This window comes from Dietzia sp. Die43 (assembly GCF_024519835.1).
GTDB classification, from domain to species: Bacteria; Actinomycetota; Actinomycetes; order Mycobacteriales; family Mycobacteriaceae; genus Dietzia; species Dietzia kunjamensis.
In genome coordinates, this window is record NZ_JALJRF010000001.1 from 1 (window position 1) to 14,396 (window position 14,396).

Genomic DNA, 14,396 nt, shown 5'->3' on the forward strand with positions numbered 1-14,396 from the left:
GAAGGAGGAGCTGGAAATGCGAGGGGCGATTCATCTGATGCAATACGCAGATTTTGACTTTACATAATGTAGATTATCGGCACTTCGGGAGTGGCTGGTCCGGCGAGAACTCGTCGGAGTCCGCCACCATCCGCCGTGCGCACCGCTACGAATGGTCAATGAGGCGGCACCCTATCGCTTGGTAGAGAAAGGTGCGACATCATGCGCGGATCAGTCGAGAACGCTTTCATGCTCATCCACAACCCTCTGGTGGATCTCTACCAGTGGCTCCTCTGTGTCCTCGCGGCGGACATGGCCTGAGTTCTCCGGCGGCGATCCGTCGCCGCTCTTCGTTGCGAGGCCCCGGGTCGTGGACATCGTCGGTTTACCGTCCGAAGTCACCCCGGGGTCTCGCGGCAACTAACCGCTACCGCCTCCGTGGGGTCCGCCCAGTCGGCCCCGATTCGACACAGTGACGTTCCGGGGGTGGGTTCTCCGACGCGGTATGCCCGCGGGGTCATCCGCCCGGAGCTGCCGGCTGTCTGTCAGTCCACGGCAGTGCCTGCTCCAGCTGGCCGGCCAGACGCAGCAGCATCGACTCGCCCCCGAGTCCGGCGGTGAAGTGCACCCCCATGGGGACGCCCTCGGGCGTCCAGTGCAGCGGAAGCGACAGCGCCGGCCGACCGGTCAGGTTGGCCAGCTGGGTGTACGGCACCCAGCTCAGGTTGGCGTCGATGAGCGACTCCACGAATCCCGAGTACCGCAGCAGCGGAGCTGTGCGCGTCGCGAGCAAAGCGGTCGCCGCGCGACGCGCGAGCGGCGGGGTGTCCAGCGCGCCGATGTGGGGCGGGAGATCTGCGAGCGTCGGCGTCATGAGCAAGTCGTAGCCCTCGAAGAAGCTGGTGAGTTCGCCGACGTACTGATCCCGCCGCATCACGGCATCGAGATAGTCCACGCTGCTCTGCGCCCGGCCGAGTGCCGCCACGATCCGCGTGTCCGTCTCGAAGTCCCGGTCGGCGCACCCCGTCCGGCGCTTGGTGTCCTCGACCGACCACGCGAGGTAGGCGAACCAGCTGGTGAGGAAATCGCGGGCCAGAGCCAGGTCGTCCACGGGTTGTAACTCGTGGATGTCGACGTGGTGGCCGAGATCCTCGAGCGCTCTGGCAGCGGTCTCCACAGCGGCGAGAGCCTGAGGGTGGGGTGAGGAATTGATCGAGGACGCGGTGCACACGCCGATCCGCAGACGTCCGGGGTCCGCCCCCACCTGGGACCGGAACGACTCCGACGGGGTGGCCGGGACGTACGGCCCGCCCGGCTCCCCTCCCATCAGGACGTCCAGCATCGCAGCCGAGTCGCGAACCGACCGCGAGATGACGCCATTGGTGGCCGCGCCGTGCATCGCCTCGCCGCGCGCGGGCCCCATCGGGACCAGTCCGCGGCCGGGTTTGAGGCCGACGAGCCCGCAGCACGCGGCCGGGATGCGGATCGAACCGCCGCCGTCGCTCGCCCCGGCGACCGGGACGATGCCGGCCGCGACCGCGGCGGCGGACCCGCCCGAGGAGCCCCCGGGGCTGCGGCTGGTGTCCCATGGGTTCCTGGCGGGGCCGAACAGTTCGGGCTCCGTGATTCCCTTGGCCCCGAACTCCGGGGTGTTGGTCTTGCCGAAGACCACCAGGCCCGCGTCCAACCACCGCCGGACCACGGTCGCGTGCTCGGTCGCCGGTACGTCGGCCAGTGGACGCGACCCGCCACTGGTGGGTGTTCCCCGGTAGTCCTGACCGAGATCTTTGAGGAGGAACGGCACCCCGGCGAACGGGCCCGACAGTTCCTCGGTCGCCCGGGCGCGAGCCGGCCCGTCCAGCCGGCGCACGATCGCGTTGAGTCGCGGATTGACACCGTCGGCGCGCTGGATCGACGCGTCGAGCAGGTCGCCCGGGGTGACCTCGCCCTGCCGCACGAGGGCGGCGAGACCGAGGGCATCGTGACTTCGGAACTCGTCAAAGCGCATGGGGCCGGAGTCTACGCAGCGCGATCAGCGATTGTTCCGGTTCCGCCAGGCGCGCCAGGCGCCCGTGGACCACAGGGCCCACGCGACGAGGACGGGCTGGAAGAACAACCGCACGAGGCGTGCGCGGTCGCTGTCGAGTCCGAACGCGTCCGTGCCCGTCACGTACTGAGAGATGTTGCCGGGGAAGATCGCGACGAAGAACGCCGCCGTCACGCCGCCCACCGCCGGCCGGTATCGCGCCGGTGCGAGGATGAGCGCCGCGCCGAGTCCGAGTTCCACCACGCCGGAGGCGACGACCACGAAGTCCGGGTCGAGTGGGACCCACGTCGGGACCTGTGCCTGGAACTCCTCGCGCATGGTGGTCAGGTGCCCGGTCCCCGCCCCGAGAAGGGCGGCGCCGAGGGCCCATCGTCCGAGATGTCGGACCACCTCCCCCGCACTGCGGCGGCGCACCGGTGTGCGGGATCGCGAGTTCTTCAGGGGCCGGTCCAGTTTGTCCATGGGGGTAGTGTTGCGCACAACTTAATTGAGCGCAACCTAAAAATGGGCGATACTCGGGTGATGGATCCCGATCTCCGACTGGATGAGCAAGTCTGCTTCGCCCTCTACGCCGCCTCCCGCGCCTCGACGTCGGCCTACCGCCACGCCCTGGCGTCGGTCGGCCTCACCTATCCGCAGTACCTCGCCCTGCTCGTGTTGTGGGAGGAGGACGGGCTGACGGTCCGCCAGTTGGGCGACCGACTACTCCTCGACTCGGGCACCCTCTCCCCTCTGCTCGCACGGCTGGAGCATGCCGGACTGGTCGAGCGGTCCCGCTCCGTCGGCGACGGGAGGAGTGTCCACGTGCACCTCACCGAGGCCGGCGGGCGGCTGCGCGCCGAAGCCGAGACGATCCAGTGTTCCCTGCTGGACAGGGTGGACATGCCGCAGGAGGACCTCGTCCAGCTGCGGACCCTGGCCCAGCGTCTCGTGACCTCGCTCGAAGGAGTCGATCGCGGCGATCAGTAGCGTCAGCCGATGGTGATCGGCTGACGCAGGATCGTCCTGAGTCTGGCGGGATCGGACCTACGGGGGTCCGAGAGGTAGATCTCGTGGTGGTGGCCCGACGGGGTCGCCCCGTGTGAGGGGATGATCTCCTCGTGCATCCGCGCGATGATCGGGCCCTCGTCGTCGTAGGGGCCCACGTGCAGCGTCTGCACCGCCGACCCCTCGGCGTACCCGTCGAACCGCACCCGCTCGTGCGCGTCCGGCACCGTCGTCGTCGTCACTTTCTCCATGGCGGCGGACAGGATGTCCGGGGTGACCCAGTCCGGCTGCCAGATCATCATCGTCCAACTCCAGGCGTCCTTGTCGCGGGCCGTGAACACCCGCGGGTCGTCGGCGTACCAGAGGCCCTCGAGCGGGCCCACCGTGTGGACCCGTCCCAGGGCGGCCCGGGCGGCGGCGCGCACGGCGTAGGACGTGGCGTACAGCGCCTCGACGGCGGCCCTGTACTCCGGCGCGGTATCGGGATCCCCCTGCCCGTCGACCATGAGGAAGTCCATCGGGGGCACCTCGACCAGGTCGACTCTGCCGGCCTTGCCGCTGTAGAGGTCCCTGCGCTCGCGTTTGATGTCGAAGTTGGGCGGGTCACCGACCATGGCAGCAGGCTACGCCGATCCGGCCTGGAGTTCGGCGATCCGGCGTTTGTACACCGCGGTCAACTCGTCGATGTACCGGCGATTCCACCGTGGGGTGATGTGCTTGCTGCAGTTGGCGTCAGCGGCCACGACGTCCACCACGATCGCGCGCTCCACGCGGCCGGAGTACCGCTTCTCCCCCATGGCCCGGAGCCGGTCGATCAGGTCGGGGTCGCTGTCCGGCTCGACCGTGCGCGCGTGACCGAAGACCTTCAACCGCCGTCGGGTCGGATAGTCGACGAAGAGCAGGCAGACGCGTCCGTCGTGATCCACGTTGCCCGTGGAGACGTACTGGTGGTTGCCCGGGAACTCGGCCCAGGCGAGGGTCGTGTCGTCGACCACGTGCACGAATCCCGCCGGGCCGCCGCGGTGCTGCGTGTACGGCCAGCCCGACTCGGTGACGGTCGAGAGGGAGAAGTGGTCGGCGCTCCGGATCAGTGCGACATCGGTGCCCTCGAGGGCGAAGTCACCGGTGGCGACGGGGAGGGTGACCCCCACGGCGTTCTGCCGGGCCCTCACCGCCGGTCCGTACGCGATTCCCGGGTAGTGGTTGGCTGCCATGGTCGTCAATATAGGTTGCGGTGCGGCACGCCCGGCTGCAGGGCATGAGCTGGGCGGAGATCGGCATGGTGCTCGGCGTCAGCAAACAGGCGCTGCACAAGCGATTCGGAAGGACGGCCTGACCGCGCACGACGTCGACCAACCCGTCGACGTGCGTATCCGTGAACAGTGCCGACGCATCGGAGCGCAGCTCGGCTAAGTGCTCAGCGTCCGGGAGTGGCGGCGGTGTCCGGCCTGGGCACGTTCTGCAGCCGGAGTTGGCCCCGCGCGAGCACGGCTCCACCCTCGGCCTGGCTGATCACGACATCCCACAGCTGCTGGCTGCGGCCCTGGAACAGCGCGTGGGCGGTCACCTCGACCCGCCCGCCGGTGGACGGACGGAGGAAATCGGTGCCGTTGTGCACGCCGACCGCGATCTGCCCCCGGTCAGCGACCGCGAATCCGGCTCCCGCGCCGCCGGCGGACTCCACGATGCTCGCGTAGACGCCGCCGTGGACCGTTCCCCACGCGGTGAGGTGCTCCTCCCCCAGTTCCGCGTGGCCGCGCAGCGAGGTGGTCGTCACCCCGTCGACGACGAGCCCGGAGGCGCGGACGAAGGCGCTAGCGTCGGAGGAACTGGCATCGGGGAACCCGCCGGAATCGATCATGGGGTCTTTCTACCCGCTACCGGCACCGGCTAGGTCGCCGCAGCCACGTACTCCGCCAGATGCTCCCCGGTGAGAGTGGAGGCTGCGGCGACGAGATCTGCCGGGGTGCCTTCGAACACGACCCGACCCCCGTCGTGCCCGGCCCCGGGGCCGAGGTCGATGATCCAGTCCGCGTGGGCCATCACCGCCTGGTGGTGCTCGATCACGATCACCGACTTCCCGGCGTCGACCAGCCGGTCGAGCATCGCCAGCAGGGTCGCGACGTCGGCCAGGTGCAGGCCGGTGGTCGGTTCGTCCAGCACGTAGACCTCGGCCTTGTCGGCCATCTGCGCCGCGAGCTTGAGTCGTTGCCGCTCGCCACCGGACAGCGTGGTCAGGGGTTGGCCGAGACGGATGTAGCCCAGGCCGACGTCGCGGAGCCGGACGAGGATCTTGTGCGCGGCGGGGATCCGCGCCTCTCCCCCGGCGAAGAACTCCTCGGCCGTGGCGACGGACATCGCCAGCACCTCGCCGATGTTCCGGCCACCGAACCGGTACTCGAGCACCTCGGCCTGAAAGCGCCTGCCCTCGCAGTCGTCGCACGTCGTCGCGACGCCGGCCATCATGGCCAGGTCGCTGTAGATCACGCCCGCGCCCTTGCAGGTGGGACACGCGCCCTCGGAGTTCGGGCTGAACAGCGCCGGCTTGACGCCGTTGGCCTTGGCGAACGCCTTCCTGATGGGTTCGAGGAGTCCCGTGTAGGTCGCCGGATTACTGCGCCGCGACCCGCGGATGGCGGCCTGGTCGATCGCCACCACCCCGTCGCGAGGCGACACCGAGCCGTGGATGAGCGAACTCTTGCCCGATCCGGCCACGCCGGTCACCACGCACAGCACCCCGAGGGGGATGTCCACATCCACGCCTCGCACGTTGTGGGCTGTCGCGCCACGCACCTCGATCCGGCCGGTGGCCGCCCGCACGCTGTCCTTCAGTGCGGCGCGGTCGTCGAGATGCCGGCCGGTGACGGTGTCGCTCCCGCGGAGCCCGCTGACCGATCCCTCGAAGCAGATCCGACCGCCTTCGGAGCCGGCGCCGGGTCCGAGGTCGACGACGTGGTCGGCGATCGCGATGGTCTCCGGCTTGTGCTCCACCACCAGGACCGTGTTGCCCTTGTCGCGCAGCCGCAGGAGCAGCCCGTTCATGCGTTGGATGTCGTGGGGGTGCAGGCCGATCGACGGCTCGTCGAACACGTAGGTGACGTCGGTCAGGGCGGAATCGAGGTGGCGGATCATCTTGACCCGCTGTGCCTCGCCGCCCGACAAAGTGCCCGCGGGGCGGTCGAGCGACAGGTACCCCAGGCCGATCTCCACGAATGAGTCGAGCGTGTGCTGCAGCGCATCCAGTAGCGGCGTGACCGACGGTTCGTCGAGACCGCGCAGCCACTCGGCCAGATCGGTGATCTGCATCGCCGAGACGTCGGCGATGTTTCTCTCCCCGATCCGGGAGGACCGGGCCCCCTCGTTGAGCCGGGTGCCGTCGCACTCGGGGCAGGGGGTGAAGACCACGGCCCGCTCGACGAACGCGCGGATGTGGGGCTGCATCGCCTCGACGTCCTTGGACAGCATCGACTTCTGGATCTTGGGGATCAGGCCCTCGAAGGTGACGTTGATGCCGTCGGCCTTGACCTTGACCGGCTCCTGACGCAGCAGGTCGTGCATCTCCCGATCGGTGAACTCCCCCACCGGTTTGTCCATGTCGAAGAACCCGGAGCCGGAGTAGATGCGGCCGTACCAGCCGTCCATCGAGTATCCGGGGACGGTGATCGCGCCCTCGGACAGGGACTTGGAGCGGTCCACCAGCGCGTCGACGTCGAAATCGGAGACTGATCCGCGACCCTCGCAGCGGACGCACATCCCGCCGGTGATGGAGAACTCGGCCTTCTGCCGGGTGCCGTCGGCCTTCTTCAGTGTGCCGACCCCGGAGGCGGACGCGACGTTGAAGGAGTACGCCTTGGGGCCGCCGATCCTCGGCTGCGCGAGACGGCTGAACAGGATCCGCAGCATCGCCCCGGTGTCGGTGGCGGTGCCGACCGTGGAGCGGGGGTCGGACCCCATCCGCTCCTGGTCCACGACGATCGCCGTGGTCAACCCCTCCAGTACGTCCACGTCCGGCCTCGCCAGGGTGGGCATGAATCCCTGGAGGAACGCGCTGTAGGTCTCGTTGATCATCCGCTGCGACTCCGCCGCGATGGTCGAGAACACCAGGGAGCTCTTACCGGATCCGGAGACTCCGGTGAACACCGTGAGCCGCCGCTTGGGCAGATCCACGTCGATCGACCGGAGGTTGTTCTCCCGCGCGCCGAGGACGCGGATGGTGTCGTGCGTGTCTGCCGTGTGGGCGCTCATCCCGGGTCTCCTCACCCTGTCCGCTCAGCGGCAACGTTAGACCGCGGACCCGTGGCGGGAAAGGGCGTCAGCCGCGGTCCTGCTGCTTCATCGCGGTGGCGTGCAGTCGGGCGAACCGCTGGAACTCGTCGTCGTCCCATCCCTCGCGTCCCGTCGCGGCCGCCCATCCGTCGAGGATCTGATGGTCGTACAGGTGGCCGTAGCCCTGCGATCCGCCGATCGCGTTGCCGAGATCGGCGGTCACTTGGAAGAGGGTCAACACGGGCATGTAGAACATGCCCGGATGCCGGCCCTTGCCGGGCGGTTCGGCCAGCCACGCGGGGCGGTCGAACAGCAGATCCGGGGTCCACCACACCACCGGGTCGGTCGCGTGCTGGACGTACAGGACGTGCGGCGGGATCCACGGGGTGTCGTCGTCGCGGAACTCCGCGGGATCCTCCGAGAACCTCACCAGCAGGCCGTCCGCGTACACCGGCTCGGTGACCGGGGTACCGGGGTCGCGCCGCTGTACGAGCGCGTGCCAGATGTGGTTGGAATTGGGCGGGCCGACCCAGAGCACCCCGTCCACCGTCGCCCGGATATCGCGGATCCCCGAGAACGCCGCCTCGCCGGCCTGGGTGCCCAAACTCTCGCCGTAGACGTACAGCTTCGGCTGCGGCCGACCCGGTGGGAGGGAGTCGCGCCAGGTCACCACCGCCTCGATCAGTGACCGGCCCGCCACCTCCGCCTTCTCGCGGTCGGCGAGGAACGAGATCCAGCTGGGCAGGTACGAGTACTGGGTGCCCACGATCGCCACGTCGCCACCGGAGAGCAGTTCGATGGCCTGAGCCGCGTGGGGGTTGATCCACCCGGTGCCGGTGGTCGGGGCGATCACCACCGACTCACGTTCCCAGGCCCGGGTCCGCTCCAGCTCCTCCACCACCAGGGCGGAACGCTCGTCGTCGGTCGGTGCGGACTCCAGACCGGCGTACGCCCGGATCGGCTCGGGTGCGTCCTCGCCCAACAGATCCCCCAGGCGTCCTCCGTCGAGGCCGCCGCTCACGAACCGTCGGCCCTGCAGGCCCAGGTCCCCGAAGTCCACGACGGAGTCCGGGGACCCGGATCGCTCGGGCGCCGTCGGCGGTCGCGCGCCGGGGAGGTCCTCGTTGTTCTGCCCGCTGAAGATACGGTTGGCGCCGCCGAAGAACAGGCGCGGCACCACACCTTGCACCACGCCGAATGCGAGGACGGCCACCATCACGACGCCCGTGAGCCGGGCGGGGTACTCCCCCACGCCGAACCTGCGGCCCACCGCGCGGGCCGACCACCGGTACCCCGCCCGGATGCCGCGGGCTGCGATGAGGAGCCCCAGGAAGATCGCCAGGGCGACCCACGGGATCTTCATGTAGTCCGCCCAGGGCGGGCGGGGTGAGCGCACCAGATCGGAGACCTGGTCCTGCCAGCGGATCGCCGTGGCCGTGGCCGTGATGAGGTAGACCACCAGGATGTACGGGGCGGCCAGACGGGCGAAGGTCAGGAGACGGTCACCGACCGCGAGGAGGTCGGGGTGGAGGGTGACGCGGGGCGCCACGACCCGCCGCCAGAGGGTCCTCAGTGCGACGCCGACCCCGTAACCCACCAGCATCGACACGCCGGTGACCACCCCCTGGTAGTACCAGGCCCGCGGCAGCAGGGACGGCATGAGCGAGACCCACGCCGCCAGCGCGGCCACGATGAGGCCGGTGACCGAGGGGCGCCACCGTTCCCACCACGTCCGGAGCGCGGCGACGGGCGTGGTCCCCGCTGTCGCTCGGCCGGTCCCGCCGTCCGTGCTCACCGCAGGCGCTCTGCCCGTCTCGCCGCCGCCACCAGGTCCTCGGACATGCGGGCCAGCTCCGCGGGGTCCTCGCCCTCGGCGATGGCGGTCCGCAGATCCTCGCAGGCGCAGCGCAGCTGGAACATGCGGTCCATCAGGTCGGTCGATTCGGCCTCGGTGAGCACGACCGTGCCCTCGGGCAGGTCCTGCATCCGGAGCGACCGGCGCTGCTCATAGGCCCGCTGCCGGCAGGACCGCCGGCAGTAGCGGCGCCGGCGCCCGGTCCCGCCCTCGTCCACGGGGCGACCGCACCACGCACACGAGGCCTCGCCCCTCCGGGGCGCGGTCGGCTCGGGTCGGGCGTCGGGTTCCACGGGTGTGAGGTTACCCAGCGGCGCCCCCGAGGTGGCCCGTGGTGTCGGGACGTGGGAACATTTGGGGGTTCCCCTGGCGTTGACACAAGCAGGAACCACGCAGCGTCGTGTCGATCCGCATGAATTGACGCAGACGAACACGGCAGAAGGAGTTCGCATGGCAGATCGAGTCCTCAGGGGCAGCCGCCTCGGTGCGGTGAGCTACGAGACCGACCGGGACACCGACCTCGCGCCGCGCCGCATGGCGCGGTACCAGACCCCCAACGGCGAGGTCTACGAGGTCCCGTTCGCCGATGACGCCGAGATCCCCGGCGCCTGGATGTGCAAGAACGGCCAGGAGGGCCAGCTCATCGACGGCCCCGCGGTCGAGGTCAAGAAGGGCAAGCCGCCGCGTACCCACTGGGACATGCTGCTCGAGCGTCGCTCCCTGGAGGAGCTCGAGGAGCTGCTCAAGGAGCGGATGGACCTGCTCAAGAAGCGGCGCCGCGCCGGTGCGCGGTAAGTAGTACCGAGCGGTCACCGGATATCACCCGGTGGCACCGGAACGCCCCGGCCCCGCAGGGCCGGGGCGTTCTCCTGTATCCGGGGTCGGTGTGCGGCCGGAGCCGGCGCGCACCGGGTCAGCGGCCGACGAGGCCCTTGAGCTGGTGTCGACGCTTCTCCCAGCCCCAGCGGGCCACGTTGACCGCGGCCTCGCGGAAGATCGACTCGCTCATCTTGGACTGACCGACGGTGCGCTCGGTGAAGGTGATGGGCACCTCCGTGACCCGGCGCCCGTTGTTCAGCAGGCGCCACGTCATGTCGATCTGGAAGCAGTAGCCCTTGGACTCGATGGCGTCGAGGTCCAGCTCGGCCAGGGCGTCGGCCCGGTAGGCGCGGTAGCCGGCGGTGATGTCCTTGATGCCCACGCCCAGCATGACCCGGGAGTAGACGTTGCCGCCGCGGGAGATGACGTGGCGCTGCCACGGCCAGTTGACCACCGAGCCGCCGGGGACGTAGCGGGAGCCGATCGCCAGGTCGGCGCCCCCGTCGACGGCGGCGAGCATCGCGGGGAGCCGCTCGGGCGGGTGGCTGCCGTCGGCGTCCATTTCCACGAGCACGGTGTACCCGCGCTCGAGACCCCAGCGGAACCCGGCGATGTACGCGGCCCCGAGCCCCTGCTTGCCCTCGCGGTGCATCACGGTGATGCGCCCGCGCGGGTCCTCGGTGGCGAGCCGGTCGGCGACCTCGCCGGTGCCGTCGGGGCTGTTGTCGTCGGCGATGAGGACCGACACCTCGGGGGCCGCGGCCAGCAACCGCTCCACCACGCCGGGCAGGTTGTCCCGCTCGTCGTAGGTCGGGATGATCACCAGGGTGCGCGCGGACGGCGCGTGTTCGCCCGGCGTCGTCGGATCGGTCACTTACTTCTCCTCGGTTCGGGTCGCGGGTCGTTGCCGGGTGCGGACCAGCGCCCATGCCAGTGCGACGAGCCCGATGAGGCAGCTCACCGCCTGCGGGATGCCACCCAGTCGGGTTGCCATCGTACCGGCCCCGCCCACCTCGACCTGCGCCGCCAGCACCGCGGGCTCGAAGATGCCGCTCTCGGCGCGGACGTCGCCGTCGGGGCCGATGACGGCGCTGACCCCGCTGGTCGCGGCGATCAGGACGGGCACGTCGTGCTCCACGGCCCGCACCCGGGACATCGCGAGTTGTTGGTACGTCATGGGTGAGCGGCCGAAGGTGGCGTTGTTGGTGGGGACGGTGAGGATCTGCGCGCCGCGGGAGACGGGCTCGCGGGCGGCGGCGTCGAAGGCGACCTCGAAGCAGATGGCCACGCCCAGGTCCACCCCGCCCGCGGTGACGACGTGGTCGCCGTCGCCGGGGATGAAGTGCCCGGCGGTCCGGGCGATCGGGAACAGCGCCTCGAGCGGCTCGCGCAGCGGGAGCCACTCCCCGAACGGCTGGATGTACTTCTTGTCGTGGCGGTCGACCACCGGGCCCTCGGCGGGGCCAGAGGAACGGCCGTCCCACACGAGATAAGAGTTGTGCGCTTCGCGGCCCTCGCCGGTGGGTAGGACGGTGCCCACGAGGATCGGTGCCTCCAGACGGCGGGACAGGGCGGTGATCTGGGCGGCGGCGAGCTGGTCGGCCAGCGGCGAGATGTCGGAGGCGTTCTCCGGCCACAGCACGAAATCCGGCGGGGCCTCGGTGCCGGCCTCGACGTCGTCGGCGTAGTCGGCGGTGACGCGCAGGTGGTTCTCGAGCACCGCGCGGCGTTGGGCGTTGAAGTCCAGGCCGAGGCGCGGGACGTTGCCCTGGATCACGGCGACCTCGACGGTGTCGGTGGGCTCGCCGCCGGTCGGGGCGAGGGCCGCGACGGCGACCAGGCCCGCGGTCACCAGGGGCACCGTGAGCAGGCCGGCGGCGGCGCGGACGGGTCGGTCACGGCGCGCGAGGAGCAGGACGGCGACGCCGATCGCCGCCCCCACCGACGCCACCGCGAACCCGACCAGTGGGGTGCCGCCCAGTGACGCCAGCGGCAGCAGCGGCCCGTCGGCCTGGCCGAACGCCAGCCGTCCCCACGGGAAGCCGCCCCAGGGCCAGGACGAGCGGACCCACTCCCACAGCGACCACCAGCCGGCCACCCCGAGCACGGCGCCGACCGCACGCGGGCCGCGCCGGTTGCCGGGGTCCAGGCCGGCCCGGAGGATGACCGCGGCGCCGGCGCCGAACGCGGCGAGGTACAGCGCCTCGACCAGCGACAGGCCCCACGAGGCGTAGGCGCCCACGTACAGGCCCACCCACGGCACCAGGAGGAGGAAGAAGACCAGGCCGGAGGTGAACCCGAGGAGCGCGCCGGTGCGCGGCCGGACCGTGGATGCGCCGGACGGGGACAGGACGACGACGAGGAGGGCAATCGCGAGAAGCGCCGTCCACCACAGACCCACCGGGGGGAACGAGGCCGCCAGCAGCGCCCCGGCGGCAGCCGCGAAGGCCAGCCTGGTGAGCAGGGGCATCAGGTCGCGGGGCCGGCGGGCAGGCCGTCCACGACGAGCGCGCGCAGAACGGGGTCGGGTCCGGTGAGATCCGGCATCGGAGGAACTCCGGAGCGCGGGTCCGTGGACCACCGCTGGACGGCGTCGTCCGCGGCGATCACGGCCAGCTCCCCGGTCCGCCACCTCGCGAAGGTGGCCGCCGTGCCCGGGGTGAGGGTGCCCGCCGTGCCGTCGCGCGCGCCGGCCGCCCGGTGTGCGCCCCGGGTGGCCGCGGTGAACGCCGCCCGCGGGGACAGGCCACGGCCGCCCTCGACGGAGGTCAGGGCCCGCAGGGCGTCCCACGGCCGGACCTCGTCACCGGCCCGGGTGGACGCGGCCAGCGCCACCCCGGAGGCGGCGATGCGCACGAGGTCGGTGCCCGTCAGGTCATCGACGAGCGGGCGCAACAGGAGCACCGTGCCCACGGCGGCCAGGGCGGCGAGCGTGTCGCCGTCCGCGTTCCCGGCCCCGGTCCCGCCGACGAGGACCGGGATGCACCGGGCGACCGCCGGCCCGCCGAGTTCGGTGGCGAGGCGGGTGAGTTCGGTGGCGAGGCGCGCCGGGTCGACGGTGTCGTCGAGCACCACCCGCTCCCCCGCGCGCACCCGCTCCTCGACCTCGTCGAGCCCGTGCGCGCGCGGCAGGCCGGCGGGCACCACGCCGCCGGCGGCCGCGACCGCCGGGTCCAGGCCCTCGGGGAGGCACTCGACGAACGCCGGGGCCACCCAGTCCCCCTCCAGGTCGACCTGCTCGGCACCCGGGAACAGGGCGGGCCCCGCGGCGTCGGAACCGGCCCACACGATGAGCCCGTTCTCGTGGGCCAGGGCGGTTGCGTCTCGTGAGGCGGGCGTGAGCACGCGGCCCCCGGTAGCCAGGAAAGCGGTCATGCGGGCGATTATCCCCGAGCACGACCGGCGGACCGGCCGCCCACCCCCCGCGCCTACGCTGGGTGCTCATGAACGACTCCCACCACGCGGCCGGGTCGTCCCGACCCGGTGTCCCCGGCGGCCGGCTGCGCCCCGGGGACACCCTGCGCTTCCCCGGCGGCCGGCTGCGCCCCGAGCACTGGACCGCCCTGGCGGAGCTCGCCGCCGGACACCGCGGCGGCATCCAGCTCACGGCCAGGGGCGGGGCCCGGATCGTGGGCGCGGACCGCGATCCGGTCGAGCTCGCGGTGCGGGACCTCGCGGCTGCGGGCCTGCCCGAGGCACTCGCCCACCCCAGAGGACGCGACATCATCGCCTCTCCCCTGGCCGGCCGGCTCGGCGGGCATCACGACGTCGGTGATCTGCCGACGGGGCTCGGGGCCGCGCTGCTCGCCCGCGACGCGGCCGACGCCCTGCACGGGCAGGTGCTGTTCGGGATCGACGACGGGTCGGGCGACGTCCTGGCGCACTCCCCCGACCTGGCGGTGGTGGTGGACGGGTCCGACGGCGGCGCGCGGGTCCACGTCGCCGGTCGCCCCGTCCCTCTTCGGGTCGCGGTGGCCGACGCCGCGACCGTGCTGGTCGACGCGGCCGTGGAGCTCACCGGTTCGGCGGGACCGACGCGGGTGCCCGGGTCCGGTGGGCTGCACGAGCTCGTCGTCGACGCCCTGGGATCCCACCCCCGGACCATCCCCGCTCCCGTCGACCCGACGTCCCCTCCTGCTACCGATGTAGACGTGCCGAGGGTGGGCTGGATCGACACCGCCGACGGGCTGGTGAGCCTGCTCGCCGTGGTGCCCGACGGCGTCGTTCCCGCCCGACTCGCCGAATTTCTCGGCGCGGTGGAGCGTCCGACCACCGTCTCGGCCGACCGGGTCATCGGCCTGCACGAACTCACCGAACCGATGGCGGAGCAGGTGGTGCGGGTGCTGGCACCGATGGGGATGATCTTCGACGCCGAGTCGCCCTGGGTGACGGCTCTCCCGTGAGGTCGGTTCTGTGGTGAGGTCGGCTCAGCAGTTGGGCAGG

Annotated in this window: 14 protein-coding genes; 3 read left to right on the plus strand and 11 right to left on the minus strand. The window is 71.4% G+C overall.

What is annotated here, in order from left to right:
* Window positions 1–496 precede the first annotated feature (496 nt).
* Together NR111_RS00005 and NR111_RS00010 are read right to left on the minus strand one after the other, a co-directional pair.
* A complete protein-coding gene (locus NR111_RS00005) occupies window positions 497–1,987 on the minus strand; it encodes an amidase (RefSeq protein WP_256819232.1) in 1,491 nt (496 codons plus the stop codon).
* A gap of 24 nt (window positions 1,988–2,011) precedes the next feature.
* Complete coding sequence (locus NR111_RS00010; protein WP_096905505.1) at window positions 2,012–2,488, minus strand: DoxX family membrane protein; 477 nt, start codon at window positions 2,486–2,488, stop codon at window positions 2,012–2,014.
* A gap of 60 nt (window positions 2,489–2,548) precedes the next feature.
* Between NR111_RS00010 and NR111_RS00015 the strand changes: the two genes are divergently transcribed.
* A complete protein-coding gene (locus NR111_RS00015; protein ID WP_120283171.1) occupies window positions 2,549–2,995 on the plus strand; it encodes a MarR family winged helix-turn-helix transcriptional regulator in 447 nt (148 codons plus the stop codon).
* Between the two features lie 2 nt (window positions 2,996–2,997).
* Here NR111_RS00015 and NR111_RS00020 read toward each other — a convergent pair whose 3' ends face one another.
* The 6 genes from NR111_RS00020 to NR111_RS00045 form a co-directional block, all read right to left on the minus strand.
* A complete protein-coding gene (locus NR111_RS00020; RefSeq protein WP_119191666.1) occupies window positions 2,998–3,627 on the minus strand; it encodes a GyrI-like domain-containing protein in 630 nt (209 codons plus the stop codon).
* A 9-nt stretch (window positions 3,628–3,636) separates the two neighbouring features.
* Window positions 3,637–4,227: a pyridoxamine 5'-phosphate oxidase family protein gene (locus NR111_RS00025; protein ID WP_119191667.1), complete on the minus strand. Its 591-nt coding sequence runs from the start codon at window positions 4,225–4,227 to the stop codon at window positions 3,637–3,639.
* A 203-nt stretch (window positions 4,228–4,430) separates the two neighbouring features.
* On the minus strand, window positions 4,431–4,874 hold the full coding sequence (locus NR111_RS00030) for a PaaI family thioesterase (RefSeq protein WP_096905501.1): 444 nt from the start codon (window positions 4,872–4,874) through the stop codon (window positions 4,431–4,433).
* A gap of 29 nt (window positions 4,875–4,903) precedes the next feature.
* Window positions 4,904–7,258, minus strand: coding sequence for an excinuclease ABC subunit UvrA (locus tag NR111_RS00035; protein WP_256819248.1), 2,355 nt, complete (start codon window positions 7,256–7,258; stop codon window positions 4,904–4,906).
* Between the two features lie 67 nt (window positions 7,259–7,325).
* The gene (locus tag NR111_RS00040; protein WP_256819251.1) at window positions 7,326–9,074 is read right to left on the minus strand and encodes an alpha/beta hydrolase; all 1,749 of its coding nucleotides are present in this window, start codon (window positions 9,072–9,074) and stop codon (window positions 7,326–7,328) included.
* A complete protein-coding gene (locus NR111_RS00045; RefSeq protein WP_119191671.1) occupies window positions 9,071–9,427 on the minus strand; it encodes a hypothetical protein in 357 nt (118 codons plus the stop codon). The genes NR111_RS00040 and NR111_RS00045 overlap by 4 nt, the downstream gene beginning before the upstream one ends.
* 157 nt (window positions 9,428–9,584) lie before the next feature.
* Here NR111_RS00045 and NR111_RS00050 point away from each other — a divergent pair, with 157 nt between their 5' ends.
* A complete protein-coding gene (locus NR111_RS00050) occupies window positions 9,585–9,929 on the plus strand; it encodes an RNA polymerase-binding protein RbpA (RefSeq protein WP_067714504.1) in 345 nt (114 codons plus the stop codon).
* A gap of 118 nt (window positions 9,930–10,047) precedes the next feature.
* Here the strand turns inward: NR111_RS00050 and NR111_RS00055 are convergent, their stop codons facing one another.
* From NR111_RS00055 to NR111_RS00065, 3 genes are read right to left on the minus strand one after another with little or no spacing between them, the layout of a single operon-like run.
* The gene (locus NR111_RS00055) at window positions 10,048–10,827 is read right to left on the minus strand and encodes a polyprenol monophosphomannose synthase (protein ID WP_132063305.1); all 780 of its coding nucleotides are present in this window, start codon (window positions 10,825–10,827) and stop codon (window positions 10,048–10,050) included.
* On the minus strand, window positions 10,828–12,423 hold the full coding sequence (lnt, locus tag NR111_RS00060) for an apolipoprotein N-acyltransferase (protein ID WP_256819259.1): 1,596 nt from the start codon (window positions 12,421–12,423) through the stop codon (window positions 10,828–10,830). It abuts the gene before it with no gap.
* Complete coding sequence (locus NR111_RS00065; protein WP_256819260.1) at window positions 12,423–13,328, minus strand: amidohydrolase; 906 nt, start codon at window positions 13,326–13,328, stop codon at window positions 12,423–12,425. Before NR111_RS00065 ends, lnt begins: the two co-directional genes overlap by 1 nt.
* A gap of 68 nt (window positions 13,329–13,396) precedes the next feature.
* Here NR111_RS00065 and NR111_RS00070 point away from each other — a divergent pair, with 68 nt between their 5' ends.
* Entirely contained in the window at window positions 13,397–14,356 is a 960-nt protein-coding gene (locus NR111_RS00070) for a precorrin-3B synthase (protein ID WP_256819261.1), read from the plus strand.
* Window positions 14,357–14,396: the final 40 nt, after the last annotated feature.

Bases quoted from the DNA above. Each gene is read 5' to 3' on its own strand.
- NR111_RS00005 (WP_256819232.1), bottom strand. From the start codon at position 1,987: ATGCGCTTTGACGAGTTCCGAAGTCACGATGCCCTCGGTCTCGCCGCC.
- NR111_RS00010 (WP_096905505.1), bottom strand. From the start codon at position 2,488: ATGGACAAACTGGACCGGCCCCTGAAGAACTCGCGATCCCGCACACCG.
- NR111_RS00015 (WP_120283171.1), top strand. From the start codon at position 2,549: ATGGATCCCGATCTCCGACTGGATGAGCAAGTCTGCTTCGCCCTCTAC.
- NR111_RS00020 (WP_119191666.1), bottom strand. From the start codon at position 3,627: ATGGTCGGTGACCCGCCCAACTTCGACATCAAACGCGAGCGCAGGGAC.
- NR111_RS00025 (WP_119191667.1), bottom strand. From the start codon at position 4,227: ATGGCAGCCAACCACTACCCGGGAATCGCGTACGGACCGGCGGTGAGG.
- NR111_RS00030 (WP_096905501.1), bottom strand. From the start codon at position 4,874: ATGATCGATTCCGGCGGGTTCCCCGATGCCAGTTCCTCCGACGCTAGC.
- NR111_RS00035 (WP_256819248.1), bottom strand. From the start codon at position 7,258: ATGAGCGCCCACACGGCAGACACGCACGACACCATCCGCGTCCTCGGC.
- NR111_RS00050 (WP_067714504.1), top strand. From the start codon at position 9,585: ATGGCAGATCGAGTCCTCAGGGGCAGCCGCCTCGGTGCGGTGAGCTAC.
- lnt (WP_256819259.1), bottom strand. From the start codon at position 12,423: ATGCCCCTGCTCACCAGGCTGGCCTTCGCGGCTGCCGCCGGGGCGCTG.
- NR111_RS00065 (WP_256819260.1), bottom strand. From the start codon at position 13,328: ATGACCGCTTTCCTGGCTACCGGGGGCCGCGTGCTCACGCCCGCCTCA.
- NR111_RS00070 (WP_256819261.1), top strand. From the start codon at position 13,397: ATGAACGACTCCCACCACGCGGCCGGGTCGTCCCGACCCGGTGTCCCC.